Source organism: Microbacterium sp. KHB019 (assembly GCF_037285405.1).
Classification (GTDB): Bacteria; Actinomycetota; Actinomycetes; order Actinomycetales; family Microbacteriaceae; genus Microbacterium.
This window is the reverse complement of record NZ_JBBDHF010000002.1, coordinates 892,692-908,290: the sequence shown is the minus strand read 5'-3', so window position 1 is coordinate 908,290 and position 15,599 is coordinate 892,692. Positions and strand designations below refer to the sequence as shown.

15 protein-coding genes and 1 tRNA gene are annotated in these 15,599 nt (G+C 67.7%); 7 read left to right on the top strand and 9 right to left on the bottom strand.

What is annotated here, in order from left to right:
* Positions 1-80 precede the first annotated feature (80 nt).
* A complete protein-coding gene (locus KHB019_RS10850; RefSeq protein WP_337458947.1) occupies positions 81-842 on the top strand; it encodes a MarR family winged helix-turn-helix transcriptional regulator in 762 nt (253 codons plus the stop codon).
* A gap of 201 nt (positions 843-1,043) precedes the next feature.
* Here the strand turns inward: KHB019_RS10850 and KHB019_RS10845 are convergent, their stop codons facing one another.
* Positions 1,044-1,643 (bottom strand): hypothetical protein, encoded by a 600-nt coding sequence (locus tag KHB019_RS10845; RefSeq protein ID WP_230102516.1) that lies wholly within the window; start codon positions 1,641-1,643, stop codon positions 1,044-1,046.
* Positions 1,644-1,870: 227 nt separating this feature from the next.
* On the opposite strand from KHB019_RS10845, the gene KHB019_RS10840 reads away from it, so the two are divergent.
* Positions 1,871-2,221, top strand: a complete 351-nt coding sequence (locus tag KHB019_RS10840) for an ArsR/SmtB family transcription factor (protein ID WP_230102515.1) — start codon at positions 1,871-1,873, stop codon at positions 2,219-2,221.
* A 16-nt stretch (positions 2,222-2,237) separates the two neighbouring features.
* Here KHB019_RS10840 and dcd read toward each other — a convergent pair whose 3' ends face one another.
* From dcd to KHB019_RS10815, 5 genes are all read right to left on the bottom strand, one after another.
* Positions 2,238-2,843, bottom strand: a complete 606-nt coding sequence (gene dcd, locus KHB019_RS10835) for a dCTP deaminase (protein WP_230102514.1) — start codon at positions 2,841-2,843, stop codon at positions 2,238-2,240.
* Between the two features lie 9 nt (positions 2,844-2,852).
* Positions 2,853-3,563, bottom strand: coding sequence for a response regulator transcription factor (locus KHB019_RS10830; RefSeq protein WP_337458946.1), 711 nt, complete (start codon positions 3,561-3,563; stop codon positions 2,853-2,855).
* On the bottom strand, positions 3,560-4,771 hold the full coding sequence (locus KHB019_RS10825) for a sensor histidine kinase (protein WP_337458945.1): 1,212 nt from the start codon (positions 4,769-4,771) through the stop codon (positions 3,560-3,562). Before KHB019_RS10825 ends, KHB019_RS10830 begins: the two co-directional genes overlap by 4 nt.
* A gap of 67 nt (positions 4,772-4,838) precedes the next feature.
* On the bottom strand, positions 4,839-5,666 hold the full coding sequence (locus KHB019_RS10820; protein ID WP_337458944.1) for an ABC transporter permease subunit: 828 nt from the start codon (positions 5,664-5,666) through the stop codon (positions 4,839-4,841).
* A complete protein-coding gene (locus tag KHB019_RS10815; protein WP_230102510.1) occupies positions 5,663-6,622 on the bottom strand; it encodes an ABC transporter ATP-binding protein in 960 nt (319 codons plus the stop codon). Before KHB019_RS10815 ends, KHB019_RS10820 begins: the two co-directional genes overlap by 4 nt.
* Positions 6,623-6,772: 150 nt before the next feature.
* On the opposite strand from KHB019_RS10815, the gene KHB019_RS10810 reads away from it, so the two are divergent.
* Both KHB019_RS10810 and KHB019_RS10805 read left to right on the top strand, forming a co-directional pair.
* A tRNA-Gly gene (locus tag KHB019_RS10810) sits at positions 6,773-6,846 on the top strand.
* Between the two features lie 47 nt (positions 6,847-6,893).
* Positions 6,894-8,513, top strand: a complete 1,620-nt coding sequence (locus KHB019_RS10805) for an acyl-CoA dehydrogenase family protein (RefSeq protein ID WP_325471210.1) — start codon at positions 6,894-6,896, stop codon at positions 8,511-8,513.
* A 6-nt stretch (positions 8,514-8,519) separates the two neighbouring features.
* Here the strand turns inward: KHB019_RS10805 and KHB019_RS10800 are convergent, their stop codons facing one another.
* Positions 8,520-9,683, bottom strand: coding sequence for a MalY/PatB family protein (locus tag KHB019_RS10800; RefSeq protein WP_325471209.1), 1,164 nt, complete (start codon positions 9,681-9,683; stop codon positions 8,520-8,522).
* Positions 9,684-9,747: 64 nt separating this feature from the next.
* Positions 9,748-11,280, bottom strand: a complete 1,533-nt coding sequence (locus KHB019_RS10795) for an MFS transporter (RefSeq protein ID WP_337458943.1) — start codon at positions 11,278-11,280, stop codon at positions 9,748-9,750.
* 229 nt (positions 11,281-11,509) lie between these two features.
* Here KHB019_RS10795 and KHB019_RS10790 point away from each other — a divergent pair, with 229 nt between their 5' ends.
* Positions 11,510-11,674, top strand: coding sequence for a hypothetical protein (locus tag KHB019_RS10790; protein WP_337458942.1), 165 nt, complete (start codon positions 11,510-11,512; stop codon positions 11,672-11,674).
* Positions 11,675-11,775: 101 nt separating this feature from the next.
* On the opposite strand, the gene KHB019_RS10785 is transcribed toward KHB019_RS10790, so the two are convergent.
* A complete protein-coding gene (locus KHB019_RS10785; protein WP_337458941.1) occupies positions 11,776-12,702 on the bottom strand; it encodes a helix-turn-helix domain-containing protein in 927 nt (308 codons plus the stop codon).
* Between the two features lie 186 nt (positions 12,703-12,888).
* On the opposite strand from KHB019_RS10785, the gene KHB019_RS10780 reads away from it, so the two are divergent.
* Complete coding sequence (locus tag KHB019_RS10780) at positions 12,889-14,343, top strand: aldehyde dehydrogenase family protein (protein WP_337458940.1); 1,455 nt, start codon at positions 12,889-12,891, stop codon at positions 14,341-14,343.
* A gap of 65 nt (positions 14,344-14,408) precedes the next feature.
* Entirely contained in the window at positions 14,409-15,575 is a 1,167-nt protein-coding gene (locus KHB019_RS10775) for a sugar ABC transporter substrate-binding protein (protein WP_337458939.1), read from the top strand.
* Positions 15,576-15,599 lie beyond the last annotated feature (24 nt).

The window sequence follows — 15,599 nt, the reverse complement described above, 5'->3', positions numbered from 1 at the left end:
TTTACATGCGACTTGACATGGATCCACATTGCATGTCACACTACATATACATGCACAGTTACAAGCAAAGGACTTCTCTCATGAACACCACTGAGAACAACGAACAGAACCCCCGCCCCTTCGGATACTGGCTCAAGGCCGTCGACCGCCTCATGGCGGCCGAGTTCGCCACAGCCTTCGAATCCTTCGGGGTCACGCGTCGCGACTGGCGGATGCTGAACCGCGTCGCCAGCACCGTCGAGCCCGACGCCCGCCCGCTGCCGGTGCACAAGTTGAGCCGACTCATCGAGCTCGGCTGGGTGACGGATGCCGATGGCAGTTGGGCCCTCACCGACGAAGGCCGTGACGCCAAGGAGCGCCTGGGCGGCATCGTCGAGGGCATCCGTGCGAAGGTCGCCGACGCGGTTCCCGCCGAGGATCTCGCCACCACGATCGCGACGCTCGAGCAGCTCGCCCGCGCATTCGGCTGGGACGAGAACACGCCACTGCCCCGCGGCGGCGGGCATCGTCACGGTTTCGGCCGTCACGGTTTCGGCCGTCACGGATTCGGCCCGCGCGGATTCGAGCACGAACACGCCGGGCACGGCGCGCCCGACTTCGAAGGACGTGGCTTCGACGAGCGCGGTGAGTGCCGTCACGACAGGCACCCATTCGCTCACGGCGAGGGTCGCGGCCACCACGGTCACACCCCGCACGGCAGTTACGGACACGCCGGTCATTGCCACAACGGTCACGGTCACAACGGTCGCGACCACGGCGGAGCGCGGTTCGCGCGGTTCGCGCGGGGCGCCTATGAGCGCGGCTTCGAGGCCGGGCTCAGCCGCGGTCGCGACGACCGCTGACCCGCCATTCTGGCGAGAAGGAAAACGTCGGTTGTGAATACTCGCAACCGACGTTCTTCGCCTGCGTCGGCACGCTCGGACCCACGCCGCGTCAGGGCGCTACCGATAGGAGAGGGTTTTCTCGGGTGGCACGCTCTCGCGAGACGGGAAACCCTTCTGCCATCGCCGTCTCGGGCGGCGATCGGTCGGATGCTCGCGGCTTCAGCCGCCGGAGCCCGGGATACCCAGGGCGACCATGAACCCGATGGCGCCGAAGAACAGCACCGCGAGCCCGAGGTAGATCGCCACGGTCCAGCCGCGATAGCTGGCGCCATCGGTCCCGCCTGCGGCGGGGCTGACGTAGTTCCGAGTCGCTTCGTCGCGAGCCGTCGCGGCGCGTGACGCAGCCGCGCGCATCTCAGCCTTCTGCGCAGCGGTCGGCGGCACGGCCTCCTGCTTGTGGGACGACGCGGAGGTCCACGTGTCGTTCGGTGCCCAGGTGCGGCGCTTGCGCAGCGCAGGCGCGCCATCCGCATCCGATCCTGCGTCCTCGGACGATGACGGCGGGATGACGGGCTCCGGGATCGGAGGCGGCGATGCCGACTCGAACGCCGGCGGCGGCGGCACTTCGAATTCCTCGATGGCCGCTTCGGCGTCGGGGACCGCGACCGTCTCCGGCTCCGGGACGGCGTAGGGATCCACCGCAGAGGGAACAGGTGGCGCAGGCGGTGCCTTCGCCGTCAGGTCTGCTTCCGGCGCGGGCGCAGCTGCCGCGGCATCCGTCGTCGGTTCGGGAACGTTCTCGGTTTCATCGCCGGTCACGCCTCGATCCTACGGGCGACCGTCGCGTTCGTCACCCACTGGACGTCGACTCCATGCGGGCCCCCACCGCGAGGCGGGGGCCCGCACAGGTTCAGCAGCAGGGAATTCCGCCGCAGCATTCGTTCTCCTCCGTGGACATGGCGCACCTCCCGTCTTCATCGATGAACATCGATCTAAGGGTGAGGCAATACATCGACGTTTGTCAATGCGTGTGAGACGATGGCCTGGTGACCTTGGCTGACCTCCTTCCCGTGCGCGACGTGGCGGCGTGCTGTTCGCCGCTCACCACCTCGCCGATCACCGTCGAGAACGCCACGCGCCTATCGGGCGCGATCAAGGCACTGGCCGATCCGGCCCGGCTGCGACTGCTGTCGATGGTCGCCGCACACGCCGACGCCGAGGCCTGCGTTTGCGACCTCACTGAACCTCTCGGGCTCCAGCAGTCGACCGTGTCTCACCACCTGCGCATCCTGGTGGATGCCGGCTACCTCACTCGTGAGAAGCGCGGTACCTGGGCGTACTACCGCCTGGTGCCGGGCGCGCTCGACAGCGTTGCCGGGCTGCTGCGATCGGTCTGACCCAGCAGTCTGCTCATCAGCCGCCGAGCGACCCGGCGTCGATCGTGCCGACGTCGGTGCGGTGGAAGTTCTGGAACGATCGGGATGCCGTCGGCCCGCGCTGCCCCTGGTACCGGTTGCCGTACGGACCGGAGCCGTACGGGTTCTCCGCAGCCGACGTCAGGCGGAAGAAGCAGAGCTGCCCGATCTTCATCCCCGGCCACAGCTTGATCGGCAGCGTCGCGACGTTCGCGAGCTCGAGGGTGACGTGTCCGGTGAATCCGGGGTCGATGAAGCCCGCGGTCGAATGGGTGATCAGACCGAGGCGTCCGAGTGACGACTTGCCCTCGAGGCGAGCGGCGATGTCGTCGGCGAGACTGACCTGCTCGAACGTGGCGCCGAGCGCGAACTCTCCGGGGTGCAGGATGAAGGGCTCGTCGGGTTTGACCTCGATCAGCCGAGTCAGCTCCGGCTGATCCTCTGCCGGGTCGATGAACGGGTACTTGTGGTTGTCGAACAGGCGGAAGTAGCGGTCCAGGCGCACGTCGATGCTCGACGGCTGGATCATCTCCGGCTCATGCGGGTTCAGACCGATCCGGCCGGATGCGAGTTCTGCCTTGATGTCGCGATCGCTGAGAAGCACGCGTTCAGCCTACTGGGGCGCGAGGGGAGCATCCGGATCGACCAAGCCGAGACGGTGCGCGAGGATCACGACGTGGATGCGGTCGCGTGCGTCGAGTTTCGCGAGCACACGGCCGACATGCGTCTTCACCGTCGATTCGCTGAGGAACAGCCGCTCCGCGATCTCGCTGTTCGTGAGCCCCTGGGCGATGGCGACGAAGACGTCGTGCTCGCGTTCGGTGAGCACTGCGGTCGGATCGCCGGTGGGCGCGGGAGAATGCGCGGCCGACTCGTCCGCAGAATTCTGAGAGTTCAGAGGCTTCTGAGAGTTCAGCCGATCCAGCAGCGCACGCGTGACCCGCGGCGCCAGCACAGCGTCGCCACGATGCACGGCGCGCACCGCGGCGACGAGCTCCTGACGCTGCGCGTCCTTCAACAGGAACCCGCCCGCTCCGGCGCGGATCGCGGCGAATGCGTACTCGTCGAGATCGAACGTGGTGAGCACGAGCACGCGGCTGCCAGGGTGGTGCCGCACGATCTCCGCGGTGGCGGCGATCCCGTCGAGGTTCGGCATCCGCACGTCCATGAGAACGACATCCGGCTCCAAGTCAGCGGCGAGCGCGATCGCCGCGGCGCCGTCGGCTGCTTCGCCGACGACGGACAGATCGGGCTCCGCTTCAAGCACCATCCGGAAACCGACGCGGATGAGGGCTTGGTCATCGACCAGCAGCAGGCGGATCATGAGTGCCCCCCGCCCGCAGGCGGCGACGTCGGCAGTTCGGCGCGCAGCATCCATCGTCCGTTCCCGGCAGGCGCGGACACGACCATCCCGCCGAGGAGAGCGGCCCGCTCCGCCAGCCCGCGCAGCCCGAACCCGCCCTCGGATGCCGCCCGGTGGACTCCATCGTTCACGATCTCGATGACGATCGGCTCCGCGTCGTGGGCGATGCGCACATCGATCCTGCTGGCCCCAGCGGAGTGACGCATGGCGTTCGTGACTCCCTCCTGGACGATTCGGCTGACGGCGAACCGCAGCGCCGGCGGCATCTCCGGGTCGCCGCGCACCGTGAGAGACGCGGCGAATCCCGCCCGCTGCGCCGTGGCCACGGTCTCGGCCGGACTCGTCGGTTCGAGCGGCGCGAGTGGAGCATCCGCACCGCCCTCACGCAGCACACCGAGCATGGAACGCATCTCAGTTAGGGCAGTTCTGGCGGTCGCGGCGGCAGCGGTCGACGCCGCCTGCGCACGCGAGGCGTCGGCGGTCGCGGCGGCGCCTTCGGAAAGCGCGACCACCACGGTCAGCGAATGGGAGACGATGTCGTGCATCTCGCGGGCGATGCGGTCGCGTTCTGCCGCAGCGGCGAGCTGAGCGTGCTGGTCGCGTTCGACGAGCAGCTGCCGGGAGCGATCGATGATCGCCTCGACGTAGCGCTTGCGGCCTCCGACATTGATGCCGATGAGTCCGCCGATCAGGCCCATCACCAGTTCACCGATAACGGCGTTCAACGCGATGTTGAGCGTGATGACTCCGAGGCTCGACAGGGTGAAGGAAAGGAGAGCGAGGGATGACAGGCCGATCGCCAAGCCCGTCCAGCACGCCTTGGTGGAGCGGTAGACCGCGAGCGAATACGTGGCGACCAGTATCAGCGGGCCGCCCACGGGAACGCTCTCGAAGAGGTAGCAGACCGACACCACCCAGGCCGCGGCGAATGCGACCACCGGCCACCGGCGTCGACGGAGCAGAAGAACGCAGGCGACGAGCACCGCGATGGGCATCGCCACTGCGGCGAGGACGCCTGAGGTGCGGAACGTCGTGGCCGGCACAAGTGAGGTGATCAGGCAGAACAGGGCGATCAACACATCCGCGAATACCGGATGCCGCGCCCAGAAACGCCGGATCGCGCCCGGGGGACGCGGCAGCTGGAGCTGCTCGTCCGAGGTGTTCGCCATGAACTGACCCTATTTCGTCATCGCGGACCGCATTACTGGTCCCGCCCGATCGGGCGGGACCAGTACGTCACGCGTCGCGTCCGCGAAGCACAGCCCAGGCCGCCAGCATCCCTGCGACCACCCAACCGGCGAGCGCGAGGTATCCGGTCGACACGTCGAGACCATTGCCGTCCTGGGGGATGATCACGCTCTGCGCTGCGGTCATCGGCAGGTAGTCGCCTGCGTCGAGGATCCACTGCCAATCCGGGCCTGCCATGCCGAACATGCTGACCACGATCGGCAGGACGAACAGCAGTCCCACGGTGGCGGCGATCGCGCCGGCCCCGGACCGCAGCAAGAAACCGAACGCGACGCCGATGAGGGCGAAGACCGCCATCGACACGGAGGCTGCGAGGATCGGGAACACCGACATCTCGGCATCCGACCAGTCGATCGCCATGTCCTTGGAACCGAGGATGGGGCTCACGGCAAGGGCCGCGGCCAGGAACGTGACGAGCGAGACCACGAACATGAAGACGGCCAGCACGATCGACTTCGCCGCGAGCACCGAGCCGCGGACCGGATCGGCGGAGAGCGTGGAGCGGATCATTCCGGTCGAGTACTCGCCCGTGACCGCGATCGCCCCGAGGATCCCGGCGAGCAGCATCGTGAACTGGATCGGGCTGATGACCGCCTGGATGCCGGGGTAGCCGGGCATGTCGATCGCGGACGCGATCATCATGGCTATCCCCACGGTGAGCAGGAGGACGATTCCCACTGACCACCAGGTGGAGCGCACGGTGGTGAGCTTGATCAGCTCGCTGCGCAGCTGCCGGACGAAGGTCAGACGGTACGGGGATGCCGGGACGCGGCTCGACCGCAGCTCCGGGGCGGTGGCCGTGGTTGCAGCGCTCATGAGGGCTCCTGGTTGTCAGTGTCGGACGTTTCGACACCGCGGGTCCGGTACTCGACGGCTTCGCCGGTGAGGGCGAGGTAGGCGTCTTCGAGGGACCCTGTGGTGGGGGTCAGTTCGTGCAGTGGGATGCCGCGCTCGGCGGCGAGGTCGCCGATGCGCGAGGCCTCGATGCCCGTGACGTCGAGGGTGTCGGGGGCTGAGGTCGTAACTTCGACCACCGTCGAGGTCGAAGCAGCGCCTGCGCTCAGCAATTGGGAGAGCTCAGCGGCACGCGGGCTGCGCAGGCGCACGCGCGCCGTGGTCCAGGAGCGCACGAGATCGGGCAGCGCGGCATCCGCGAGCACCTTGCCGCGGCCGAGCACGATCACGTGGTCGGCCGTCTGAGCCATCTCGCTCATCAGATGGCTGGAAAGCAGAACCGTGCGTCCCTCGGATGCCGCGTGGCGCACGAACTGGCGCACCCAGCGGACGCCCTCGGGGTCGAGCCCGTTGACGGGCTCGTCGAGGATCAGCGTGTGCGGGTCGCCGAGAAGGGCCGCGGCGATGCCGAGACGCTGGCCCATGCCGAGCGAGAACTTGCCCGCGCGCTTGCGCGCCACGGAGGCGATGCCGGTGATGTCGATGACGTCGTCCACGCGCGATGACGGGATGCCGTGGGTTGCGGCCATCGCTCGCAGGTGATTGCGGGCCGAACGGCCGGTGTGGACCGCCTTGGCGTCGAGCAGAACACCCACCTCGGTGAGCGGGGCCCGCAGCCGACGATAATCCTGTCCGTTCACGGTGACGCGCCCGGTACTGGGCCGATCGAGTCCGACGATCATGCGCATCGTGGTGGACTTGCCCGCTCCGTTCGGTCCCAGGAAGCCGGTGACGCTTCCCGGACGCACGGTGAAGGACACGTCATCGACGGCCGTCTTGTCTCCGTACCTCTTGCCGAGGCCCTCTGCTGTGATCATGGCTTCGACGCTATGCGGCGAAGCCATGCGCGCGCGTCCGCCTGAAGGATGAACCTTCAACCCGCGCGTGTGGCACCGTGGTGCCACACTGGCCGACGTGTCCGCCGCAATGCCGACGTTTGTTATGCTGGCCAGGCGCCGCAAGGCCGCGGGACTGTAGTTCAATGGTAGAACTTCTGCTTCCCAAGCAGATAGCGCGGGTTCGATTCCCGTCAGTCCCTCCACGTGAACCTCACCTGACAACGACCGCCCGGTCTGATTCGATGGCTTCATGCCTCACGACGTCGTGAATCAGTCTCCGCTCCGCTCGGACCTCGACGAGTACGCCACGAACACCGCTCTCGTCGAGGGCGTCGAGCGCCATGATGCCGCTTGGGCCCACCATCGTCTGCACCTGACAGGGCAGCGGGTGGGCACGGCATCCTTCCAGCGCGACGCGGAGCGCGCGAACCGGCACGAGCCGGTCCTCCACACCCATGACCGCTACGGCCACCGCATCGATGAGGTCGAGTACGACGACGCCTACCACCGGATCATCGGCGCGGCCGTCGCTGACGGAGCGCACACCAGCGCCTACGTCGAGCCGATGCCGGGGGCGAACGTCGCGAGGGCAGCGACCTTCATGCTCTACGCCCAGATCGAACCGGGCCACGCCTGCCCCGTCTCGATGACGCATGCGGTCGTGCCGGTGCTGCAGCAGCACGCGGAGGCCGCGGTCGGCTGGCTCCCGCGCGTCTTCAGCACCACATACGACCCCGCTCTGAGCACGGAGAAGCACAGCGCACTGTTCGGCATGGCGATGACTGAGAAGCAGGGCGGGTCGGACGTCCGCGCCAATATGACGACCGCCACGCCGATCGGCGACGGCCGGTACCGGCTCAACGGACACAAGTGGTTCTGCTCAGCCCCTATGTCCGACGCCTTCCTCGTCCTCGCACAGGCGCCCGGCGGCCTGTCGTGCTTCCTCCTGTCGCGCGTCCTGGACGACGGCTCGCGCAACGGCATCCGCATCCAGCGCCTCAAGGACAAGCTCGGCAACCGCGCGAACGCGTCGAGCGAGGTCGAGTACGAGGATGCGGTCGCCACCCTCGTCGGCGAGGAAGGGCGCGGCGTGCGCACCATCATCGACATGGTCGCCCGCACCCGACTGGACTGCGTACTCGGATCGACCGCCGGCATGCGTCAGGCGACCGCCGAAGCCACGTGGCACGCGCGGCACCGCTCTGCGTTCGGGCGAACGCTCATCGACCAGCCCGCGATGACCGCTGTCATCGCCGACCTGCAGCTCGAGGCCGAGGCTGCGACTGCGACCGCGCTGCGGCTCGCCCGCGCGCACGACGACGATGCCTCCGACGAGGAGATCGCATTCCGGCGCCTCGCCACCGCGGTGGCCAAGTACTGGATCTGCAAGCGCGGCCCCGGCCACGCCGCCGAGGCGCTCGAGTGCCTCGGCGGCAACGGCTACACCGAGGCCTTTCCTCTGGCGATGCGCTACCGCGAGCAGCCCGTCATGGCCGTGTGGGAGGGCTCCGGCAACGTGATCGCCCTCGACGTGCTGCGTGCGCTCGACCGCGACACTGTCTCGTTCGCCGCCTTCGACATGGAAGTGTCGCGTGCCGCTGGTGCCGATGCACGCCTGGACGCATGGATCGAGCACACGCGCGGGCTCGCCCGAGAGGTGGCATCCGACCCGGTTCCGGATGCCGCGGCACGCCGCCTCGTCGCATCCCTCGCGCTCGCACTGCAGGGTTCACTGCTCGTCCGCGACGCTCCTCACGCCGTCGCGGATGCGTTCTGCGCCACGCGCCTGTCGGGCGACCCGTTCGGCGGGGCGCTGTACGGCGCGCTGCCACGAGGAGTGGATGCCACGGCCATCACCGCGCGCGCCTGAGCGAAGTCAGCGCTCGCGCAGCGCACGGCCGATCCGCTCAACGGCCTCGCGCAGAATCGGCCGCGGCGTCGCGAACACGAAGCGGGTGAACCCGATCGCCGCCTCGCCGCATGCGGCCCCGTCGGTCATCGCGACGCCGGCGTGCTCGCGGAACCACAGTCCGAGATCTCCGGTCAGCCCGGACTCCCTGAAGTCGAGCAGCGCGATGTACGTCCCCTCCGGCATCGTGACCTGCACGCCAGGCAGCTTCTCGACGAGTTCGACCAGCAGTCGCCTGTTGCCGTCGAGATACGAGACGACCTCATCGAGCCACGCGCCTCCTGACGTGTATGCGGCGAGGTTCGCGATCGCCCCTGTGGTCGAGGTGCCGTGCCCCGTCCACCCGCCGTCCGCCTCCCAGAGCTCAAGCGATGCGGCGTCGGAGAAGATTATCTGAGCGCATTTCAGGCCGGCGAGGTTCCAGGCCTTCGAAGCGGATGCTGCAGTCACCGTGTGCCCGGCGGCTACGGGAGACACCGACGCGTAGGGAATGTGCGACGCCGGCGCGTAGACGAGTGGTGCGTGGATCTCGTCCGAGAACACGCGACCCCCGGCATCCGCCACGATGTCGGCGATGGCCACCAGCTCATCGCGTGTCGCCACGGTACCGAGGGGATTGTGCGGATTGCACAGCACGAGCAGCTCGCCGCCGTTCGCGAACGCCGCGGCGACGCCGTCGAGATCCATGACCCAGCGACCGCCCACCTGGATGCTGGGCACCTCGACAACCCGCCGCCCTAGTCGGGGCGGCACCGAGAGGAACGGCATGTACGCCGGAGTCGGAACGATGATCGCGGCATCCGGTGAGGTGAAGTTCTTGATCGTGAACTCGAGCGCCACGATGACGTCGGCAACGAGACGCACCTGGTCACCCGTGATGTGCCAACCGTGGTGCTCGCCGTAGCGGCGCGCTGTCGCCTCCTGGAGTTCGACCGCCAGATGCTGGGGCAGATATCCGGTGAGCCCGGCCTTCAGCGACTCATCGATCGATTCGGTGATCGCCGGCGCAACGCCGAAGTCCATTTCGGCCACGAAGGCGCCGATCGTGTCAGGGAACATCGTCCACTTCACGCTGCCGGCCGCCCTGAGGTCGAGCTCCGTGATCTCGTCGAATGCGTGCGGGTGACTCATCTCCCCAGACAATACGAGAGCGGCCGACGGGTCAACCGTCGGCCGCTCTCGTATCAGTGGGGCGTCACACCGGTTCCGGCTTCTTCCCGGCAGCGTCAGCTTCGGGGTCGGCATCCCGACGCTCCTGCTCCATCTCGGCGACCGCAGGCACGATGATGTCCAGCGGCATCGTGCTGGTGTCGAGCAGGTCGTTCTCGTCCTGCTCGGCGACCAGTTCCTTGGCCTCGGCCTTCGTCTCAACAGTCGGGAACGAACCCAGCAGCGGACGCTGCGCCGTCTCCTTCATCGACAGCATCGCCACGCCGCCCAGCGCCGCGAAGAACATGATGTAGAACGCCGGCATGTAGGTGTTGCCGGTGAGGTCGATCAGCGCCTGGCTGAACAGCGGAGTCGTGCCGCCGAACAGCGAGACGGCGAGGTTGTACGCGATCGCCATGGCGCCGAAGCGCGAGGCGGTCGGGAACAGCGCCGGCAGAGCGGATGCCGAGATCGCGACGTAGAACGCGACCGGGATGGCGACCATCGCGAGGGCCAGCATGACCGCCCACTCCTGCCCGATCTGCATGATCGTGAACGCCGGAATCATCAGCACGATGGTCGAGACGACCGCGATCCCGTAGACCGGCTTGCGCCCGATGCGGTCGGACAGCTTGCCGATCAACGGCAAGCAGGCACTCATCACGATGAGCACCGGGACCGTGGCGATCGCGGCCATCAGGTTGGACACCCCGACCTCGGTCTCGAGATAGGTGGGCATGTAGCTGGTCAGCGCGTAGCCGGCCGTGTTGGTCGCCGCCACCAGCGCGATGCCGATGAGGATCACCCGCCAGTGATGGCGGAAGATCCCGATGATGCCGTGCCGGCCGAGCGGATCGTCGGCATCATGCAGGCGAGCATCGTCGGCCTCGGCCTCGAAAGCGGGGGTCTCCGGGATCTTCAGACGGAACCAGATGGCCACGGCCCCGAGCGGGATCGCGACGAGGAACGGGATCCGCCAGCCGTACGCCTCCATGGCGCCGGAACCCGAGATGCCCTCGACGATCCACGTCGTGATGGCCACGGTCGAGGCGCCGGCCGCGAAGCCGACGTAGGAACCGACGTCGAGGAACGAAGACCAGTAACCGCGCGAGCGGTCGGGCGAGAACTCCGACACATAGGTCGTCGCGCCGGCGTACTCGCCGCCGGTCGAGAAGCCCTGCACCATCTTCAGGAAGTACAGCGGCACGATCGCCCACAGGCCGATGGCCTCCGAGGTGGGCAGCAGTCCGATGAGCGCGGTCGCGATCGCCATCATGGTCATGGTGATGAACAGCACGCGCTGACGGCCGATCCTGTCGCCCAGCGGCCCGAGGATGAATCCTCCCAGCGGACGCACCAGGAACGAGATGGCGAATCCGAACAGCGTCAGCAGCAGGCCGAGCCCGCCGGGTGCATCGGAGGTGAACACCGCTGTCAGCGTCACGGCCAGGTAGCCGTAGATGCCGAAGTCGAACCACTCCATGAAGTTGCCGACGACGGTTCCGGATATCGCGGTGCGCAGCTTCGACTTCTTGACGACGAGGACGTCGTCGACCTCGAGCCTTCTGCGCTTCGTCATTGCTTTCTTTCGGCTGGACATAGATCACTCCTCAAGGGCCGATTGAACGCGCTCAAAGCTATACGCCGGTTCTTGAAGTCCTCGCAGGCGATTCGGCGTTCCGCGTGATATCGCGCGTGCGGAGCTCGAGCGGACGCCGCTAGCACCGCGCGATCGTGCGCGTCAACCCCACTTGCGTTTGCCTGCCAGCGTGCCAGCATCGAGACTTCACAACCGAAGGAGACTCCCCATGAACATCGCACTGGTGATCATCATCGTCGTCGCGATCGTCCTCGCGATTGTCGGAGGCCTCACCGAGGCGCTTGGCTGGCTGCTGTGGGTCGCGCTCATCGTTGGAGTCATCGCCCTGATCGCCTTCCTCTTCCGGGTGATCGGTGGCCGGAACCGCGTCTGATATCCCCAGCAGACCGGGCCTGACCCCATCGGGCCCAACCCGACGAACCGGGTCGCGACACATGTCGCGACCCGGTTTCGTGTCTATCGGGATGCGTCAGTTCACGCACTCATCGGCGCGGACCCGTTCCGGCGCCACTCCCTCGGCGTCACGCCGTTGGCACGCCGGAACGCTCGCGTGAAGGTTGTCAGGTCGCTGAATCCCGACTCGTACGCGATCCACTCGACCGTGCGATCCGGGGCGTATCGCAGCAGGCGCTCGGAGATCCGCAGTCGCTCCCCCCGCAGCACCGATGCCGGTGACAGCCCGACCATCTCGAACACCTGGTACAGCCGCCGCCGCGAGACGAAATGCTCTCGGGCCACGGCATCCATGTCCAGCCCGCGCGTCGTCGCGTTCGTACGGAGGTACTCCTGAACAGCGTGACGCAGTCCCCGTGACGTGCGCGGCACACTGCTGCCCTCGCCGAAGGATGAGCGGATCATGACGGCCGCGAGGTCCCGCACGGTCTCACCGATCTCGGCGTTCACTCCATCGGGCAGCGAATCGACGTACGAGAAGAGGTTGCGAGCCGCCGGCGCGCGCCAGCCCCCGGGCAGCGCCAGCCGCCGCATGGTGTCCTCGACCATGGCGCGCGGCAGACCCAGCGACGCACGTGAGACCTGCACGATCAGCTGCTGCTGATCGGTCGGCGAGTAGTCCAGGTAGTACGGCCGGTCAGTGGCGTAGATCGTCACGGATCCGGGCCGGACAGCCGCCTGACCGCCCCCCGCGACCACGGTTCCTGAGGCCGACCGCTGCAGCGACAAGTGCAGATCGTCGCTGTACGCACGGTGCGCGAGAGACTCCGTCCGGTCGGCGCTGGTGCCGCTCGTGGACACCAGAGACACCGATACGCGCTCGTCCAGTCCGGTGTGCTCCATCCGCCCTTGGAAGGACGACTCGAATCCAGCACACCGCAGAGGAACGAAGCATCCGCTGACGACGGTCTCCCATTCGTCGGCGCTCTCCACTTCGAGAACAACCACGTTCGCCTCCCAGGTGACTTGGAGCCTACCCGGGGCCGGCACTGCTGGCGAGCGCAGCCCGCGCCCCTGCACAAAACGCCGGATCGAGGAGTGCACACAACGCCCACCGGGGTGCACGAAACGCCGGAGCAGAACTCCCTCCCCCGCGGGAATCTGGGTCTCACCACCTAAGGCGACAGGAGAGACATGACGTTCTTCGCACAAGAGACCTGGCACGGCCGGGGCTACCTCGGCGGCTGGATCCGCTTCGATCAGACGGCCGACGTCGTCTCACCAGCGACCGGTGACGTCCTCGCCGAGGTCGGCATCGGGAGCCCCGCCGAGATGACCGAGGCGGTCGAGCGCGCCGACGCCGCCCAGCGCGACTGGGGTTCGCAGCCCGCAGAACGCCGCGCCGAGGTGATGCGCCGCGCCGCCGCGATTCTGGAAGAGCACGGCGGCATCCTCGCCGAGTGGCTCACGTCCGAGGGCGGTGCAGCCCATGGCAAGGCGGCATTCGAGGTCGGCCTCGTCACCGCAGAACTGCACCTCGCCGCCGCGACCGCCACGATGCCGTACGGCGAACTGCTCACCTCGTCGCAGCCGCGACTGAGCCTGGCCCGCCGCCGCCCGGTGGGAACCGTCGGCGTGATCTCGCCGTTCAACTTCCCCGCGATCCTCGCGGCGCGCTCGGTCTTCCCCGCGCTCGCTCTCGGCAATGCGGTGGTCCTCAAGCCCGACCCGCGCACCGCCGTCTGCGGCGGTCTGTTCCTCGCAGCCCTCCTCGCCGAGGCCGGGCTGCCAGAGGGCGTCTTCGCCGTCATCCCTGGCGGAGTCGAGACGGCATCCGTCCTGATCGACCACCCGGCCGTGCCTGTCATCTCATTCACCGGCTCGACTCAGGCGGGCCGCGCCATCGGCGAGCGCGCCGGTCGCAACCTCAAGCGCGCGCATCTCGAGCTCGGCGGCAACAACGCCATGATCGTGATGCCCGATGTCGACGTGGCCGCTGCCGCGTCCGCCGGCGCGTGGGGGTCGTTCCTGCATCAGGGACAGATCTGCATGACGACGGGTCGCCACCTCGTGCACACCGACGTGTACGACGAGTACGCCGATCGTCTCGCCGAGAAGGCGCGCGGGCTGATCGCCGCCGACCCGGCGACGGGCGCTCCGCTCGGTCCGATCATCGATGCCGGTCAGCGCGATCGCATCCATTCCCTCGTCACCTCGACGGTGGATGCCGGCGCCACCGTGCTCGCCGGCGGCGAGTACACCGACCTCTTCTACCAGCCCACCGTGCTCGGCGACGTGGGCACGGACCACCCGGCGTACGCGCAGGAGGTGTTCGGCCCCGTCGCTCCCCTGCTGCGCTTCGAAGACCTCGACGAGGCCATCGACCTGGTCAACGCCAACGAGTACGGGCTGTCGGTCGCGATCCTCGCCGGCGACGCCTTCCGCGCCTACGAGCTGGCCGACCGCATCGACGCCGGCATCCTGCACATCAACGACCAGACCGTCGACGACGAGGCGCAGGCTCCGTTCGGCGGCACCCGCAACTCCGGCACCGGCGCCCGCTTCGGCGGTCACGCCGCGAACATCGAGGCCTTCACCGACACCCAGTGGGTGACCATGCAGTCGCACATCCAGCCCTACCCGTTCTGACCCGAACACCTGACCTGAACACCCTCACCCGAACACCCTGACCCGAACACCTGAGAGGAAGTGCGATGATGCACCGTTTCACCCGCAGCCAGAGTCCGACCCGAATCGTCCTGCGCTCCGCCGCGGCCCTGACCGCCGGAGTTCTCCTGCTGACCTCCTGCTCGAGCACGCTGCCGGACGATGACGCCGACACCCCGGACGCCGCCGGTGACGGCGCGGCCGTCGAGGCTGCCGATGCGTTCCTCGAACCCTGGCTCGGCGGCGACGACAAGCAGCTGCTGATCGACGAGCCGCTCAGCGCCCCGATCGAGCCGGGAACGCACGTCGTCTACCTCGACGTCGGCACCCCCGTCAGCGCCGTCATGTGGAACAACCTGCAGGCGCCGGCAGAGCTCCTCGGCCTCGAACTCGAACGCGTCGAGACCGGCCGCGACGCGCAGAGCATCAACGCCGCGATGAACACGGTCGTCGAGCTCGAGCCGGACGGCGTGATCAACATCACGCTGGACCCGATCTTCTTCGAGGGCCAGATCGACAAGCTCGCAGAACTCGGCATCCCGATGGCCAGCGGATCGGTCATGAACACCGTCGAGTTCGGGCTGCCCGAGGCGTTCAACGGACCCGACTGGATGACCCTGAACGGCGAAGTGCTGGGAGCTGCGGCGATCTCGCGCTCGGGCGGATCGAAGGAGTTCGTCTTCTACAACGTCCCAGAATTCCCGTTCTCGTCGTACGAGCTCGACGGAGCGAAGTCGCGCATCGCCGAGCTGTGCGACGACTGCACCCTGCGCGTCGTGGACATTCCGATCGCAGAGCTCGGATCGACGGCATCCGACCGAGTCGTCAGCGACCTGCAGGCCAACCCGCAGACCGAATACTTCATCGCCGCGGTCGACGAGGTCCAGATCGGTCTGCCGCAGAAGCTTTCGCTCGCCGGTCTCGACGTCGACGGCATCGCGATGTGGCCTGCCCCGCCGAACTACGAGCAGATCGCCTCGGGAGACCAGGATGCCACGCTCTCGGTCGACCTGAACCTCATGATGTGGACGGTCCTCGACCAGCTGCTTCGCGAGATGAACGGCGATTCATACGAGTGGCCGGACGCTCAGACCCGAGCATCCACCCTCACGCGCATCACCGACAGCTCGAACGCCCCAGAGGACCCTGTGCTCGGCTACGTGGGCATCGACGACTACCAGGATCGCTTCGCCGCCAACTGGCTCGCCGACTGACCCGATCTCCCGAAAGGATCTCTC